This window comes from Butyricicoccus sp. OF27-2pH9A (assembly GCF_027693185.1).
GTDB lineage: Bacteria > Bacillota > Clostridia > Oscillospirales > Butyricicoccaceae > Agathobaculum > Agathobaculum butyriciproducens.
The window spans coordinates 1-3,779 of the sequence record NZ_JAQEXK010000040.1 but is presented as its reverse complement, the minus strand read 5'-3'; the positions used below and the strand labels follow the sequence as shown (position 1 = coordinate 3,779).

The window sequence follows — 3,779 nt, the reverse complement described above, 5'->3', positions numbered from 1 at the left end:
AGAGACAGCTTTAATAGAATACCAAATCCGACAGCAAATGTCAAGCACTTTTTCATTTATTTTTGCGCCGCACAGTGCCTGAATATAATAGTATACCTGCCTGTCCCTGTCGCATGCCCTGTAAGCCGCATCTAACCTTGACATTTTCCCCAATTTAGTGTATAATTCCGCTCTTGTGGGAACTTTTTTTACAAGGAGAACAGTTTATGAAAAAAGTTGGTTCACTGATCAGGCAGCTGCTGCCGCGGCGTGATGTGCCGCTGCGCCAAAACGCAAGGGCGCAAAAGCTGCTCCTGCTGCTGCTGACACCGCTTACCGCGTTTTGGCTGATGCAGCTTGTGCTCGGCTCTCCGCCGTGGAATATGAGCGTAGGCGTAGCTCTGGCCAACTGGCTGTGTCTGAGCGCACTCTACTGGATCGGCTGTGCGATCATCGGCTATCCGGCGGTCTGCTGCGTGCTGCTGCACATTCTGGCCGGTATGTGGGGCGCTGCGAATTACTTCGTTTCTGTCTTCCGCGGCACACCTATTCTGCCGTGGGACTTTAAGGCACTCGGTACCGCTGTAGCCGTTGCAGGCAGTTACAGCCTGTCTATGACCTGGCAAATCGCCATCTGCATTATGCTGATCACGCTGCTTGCGTGGGCGCTGCGTCCTTATTATAAGATGGGGCATTTTCTGCTGCGCAAAGGCGATCTGCTGCGACGCGGTTCCGTGCTGATTGCCGGTCTGCTGTGTCTCATCCCGATCGCCCACCCGCAAATACTGGGCATGTTCGGCGTAGAGACCGACGTGTGGGATCAGCTCGGTGCCTACCAGACCGGCGGTGCCGCTGCAGAATTTCTGCGAAACACCGAATTTATGGAAGTGAAAAAACCGGATGATACCACGCCGGAACGCGTCAACGCTATTGTGAATGGTGCAGAGGATGACCCGACACCGAATGTCGGCGTTGATCACCCGAATATTGTTGCTATTATGAATGAGTCATGGGCGGACTTTGAGGACTTCGGCAATCTGACACTCACGGAAAGCCCAATGAATTACATCAACAGCGTGTCGAACGCGATCCACGGCCACGCCTACACCTCGGTATTCGGCGCGGGCACAAGCACGAGCGAGTTCGAGTTTCTGACCGGTAATTCGATGAACTTCCTACCATCGGGCAGTATCCCGTATCAGCAGTACATCCTCGGTCCGACGGATTCACTGGCTACGCTGCTCAAGGGCTACGGCTACGAGACGCGTGCGTTTCATCCGGGTGAGCGAACCTCGTGGCAGCGTAATATCGCGTATCCGCGTCTGGGCTTCGACTCATTCAAGTGCGGCGAGGACATGGACGTACCGCAGACCGAGGAGCACGGCTACGTCAGCGACGATTCCGACTTCGAGCAGATTATTTGGGAGTTTGAGCATAAGGACGAAAGCACACCGCTGTTTCTGTTCAATGTGACGATTCAGAACCACGGCAGCTACACGGTTGAGGATTACCCCGCCGAGGTGCAGGTCGCCGATGAGCCGGGCGTGTACCCCAAGGCAGAGCAGTATTTGACGCTCGCCAATAAGACCGATGAGGCCTTCAAAAAGCTGATCGACTACTTCTCGGCACAGACTGAGCCGACCATTCTCGTTATGTTCGGCGATCATCAGCCGTCTGTCGAGCAGGAATTTCTCGATAAGGCGTACGGCGTCACTCAGGACGAAATGACCATGGCGCAGTACATGGATAAGTTTAAGGTGCCGTTCATCATCTGGGCCAATTACCCGCTGACCGGCGATTCGACAAAGATCACCAGCCTGAACTTTCTCGCGCAGTATGTGCTGCGCAACGCAGGCATTGAAACCAGCGTCTACGGCAAATACCTGTGGAATCTGCAGAAAACCATTCCGGCGATGACCTTTGCCGGCTATTTCGATAGTGAAGGCAACGCATACAGCCATCTGGATACCACAAAATTTACCCCGCTGATTGAAGATTACGAGCGCGTACAATATAACAACCTGTTTGGCGGCGACGAACGCCAGGCAGAACTGTTTGCCTCTCCGGCAAGTACAACTTCAAGCGATGCCGCAAACGCAACCAGTGGCAATTAAACAGAAGCGACTGCTATTGAACAGCACCCCATTTGTTAGACAGTATGATACACTATCTAACAGATGGGGTGATTTATTATGTCAAGAGGAAAACCGAACAAACGATACACGCCGGAATTTAAGAAGCTGGTCGTGGAAACCATGATGGAAGAAAGGTTGAGTTACTGCGAAACAGCGAGACGATTTGAAGTAAGCAGTGCCACTCAGGTCAGAAACTGGGAGCATATTTATCTATCAGAAGGATCAGAGGCATTGGCCATCGAACGACGCCAGCACAAAACGCTGGTAGTTCAGAAGCTAAGGCAAAAATATTCTCTCAATCTTCTGCTTTCAATCGCTCAACTGCCCTGTGCAACGTTCTATTATCACTTGAAACCAATGCAGAAAACAGACAAATATACATCCGTTAAGGAAGAAATCACAACTATTTTCCACGAAAACAAGGGCAGATACGGCTACCGGTGGATTACGACAGTGCTTTCCTTGTGAATCATAAAACCGTTCGGAGACTTATGAAGGCGTTAGGGCTGATTTGCCGCGTCCGAATGAAGAAATACCGTTCTTACAAGGGAAATGTGGGTAAAATTGCACCAAATCTGTTAAATCGAGATTTTCATGCAGACAAGCCCAATCAGAAGTGGGTCACGGATGTGACGGAGTTTAGCCTGTTCGGAGAAAAACTCTATCTGTCCCCGATTCTCGATCTGCACAGCAGCGATCTGGTCAGCTACACGATTTCAGACCGTCCGGTACTGCGCATGGTAATGACTATGTTGGACAAGGCGTTTGCAAAGATTCCTGATGGTACAGATCTCATTCTCCATTCTGACCAGGGTTGGCAGTACTAGCGCATGCTCCGGGAGAAGGGCATCCGGCAAAGTATGGGCCGCAAGGGAAACTGCCTGGACAATGCCGTGATTGAAAATTGCTTTGGAATACTCAAAAGCGAGCTGCTCTATCTGCAGGAATTTCAATCCATGGAACACTTCAAACAGGAACTCATTGAGTATCTGGACTACTACAACAATCGCAGGATCAAGGCAAAGCTAAAGGGCTTGCCGCCTGCAATTCACAGACAACAAGCCCTTTCCGGTGCTTGAACAATTTTTACGACGAATTTTTGTCTAACCTTTTGGGGGCACTTCATATGCAGTCGCTTTTTATTATCTAAAATCCATCTAAGTCCAAGTATGTGCTTTACCTGATAGGCCCCAGCCACCAGCACCCATAAACAATTCGCGCGACACGGGTATGTCGCGCCTGCGTAGACTTAACCGCATGTATAGCAGCAAAGAATCTGACACTGCGAATAGGTCGAGAAATGGGAGCACACTGTGCTCCCCTACAGTAGAAAAGATCCTCTGCCGTTCCCCTTTTCAGAGCGATCGCTGGTTTCTGGTCTGCGCCAAACTAAGAAATAAAGGGAAATGGAAGTTAAGAGGGTAGAAACCGTAGGTGTCTACCCTCTGGCCCCACCGCTGTGGTACGGCGAACTCCTCGCCGAATCTCAGCGAAAAACGCTCCGTCTGGATAGGGTGAACCGTCTGCGCGATTCAAGTCTACCAGCAAACCACTGCAGAAAAGGCTGCCGCCCAGACAGGACGTATTGCTGACGCAACTCGTGTCCCCTGCAAAATCTCTGCAAAAAAAGAAAAAGCAGCAACTTTCGTTGCTGCTTTAGATGTA

General features: G+C 50.7%; 2 protein-coding genes and 1 pseudogene. All 3 read left to right on the top strand.

Features of this window, described 5'->3' with window-relative positions; all coding sequences use genetic code 11:
* Window positions 1–206 precede the first annotated feature (206 nt).
* On the top strand, window positions 207–2,093 hold the full coding sequence (locus PG722_RS13770; RefSeq protein WP_270580871.1) for an LTA synthase family protein: 1,887 nt from the start codon (window positions 207–209) through the stop codon (window positions 2,091–2,093).
* Window positions 2,094–2,171: 78 nt separating this feature from the next.
* Window positions 2,172–2,582, top strand: a complete 411-nt coding sequence (locus PG722_RS13765) for a transposase (protein ID WP_270580870.1) — start codon at window positions 2,172–2,174, stop codon at window positions 2,580–2,582.
* 56 nt (window positions 2,583–2,638) lie between these two features.
* Window positions 2,639–3,193: pseudogene (locus PG722_RS14340) on the top strand (IS3 family transposase).
* Window positions 3,194–3,779 lie beyond the last annotated feature (586 nt).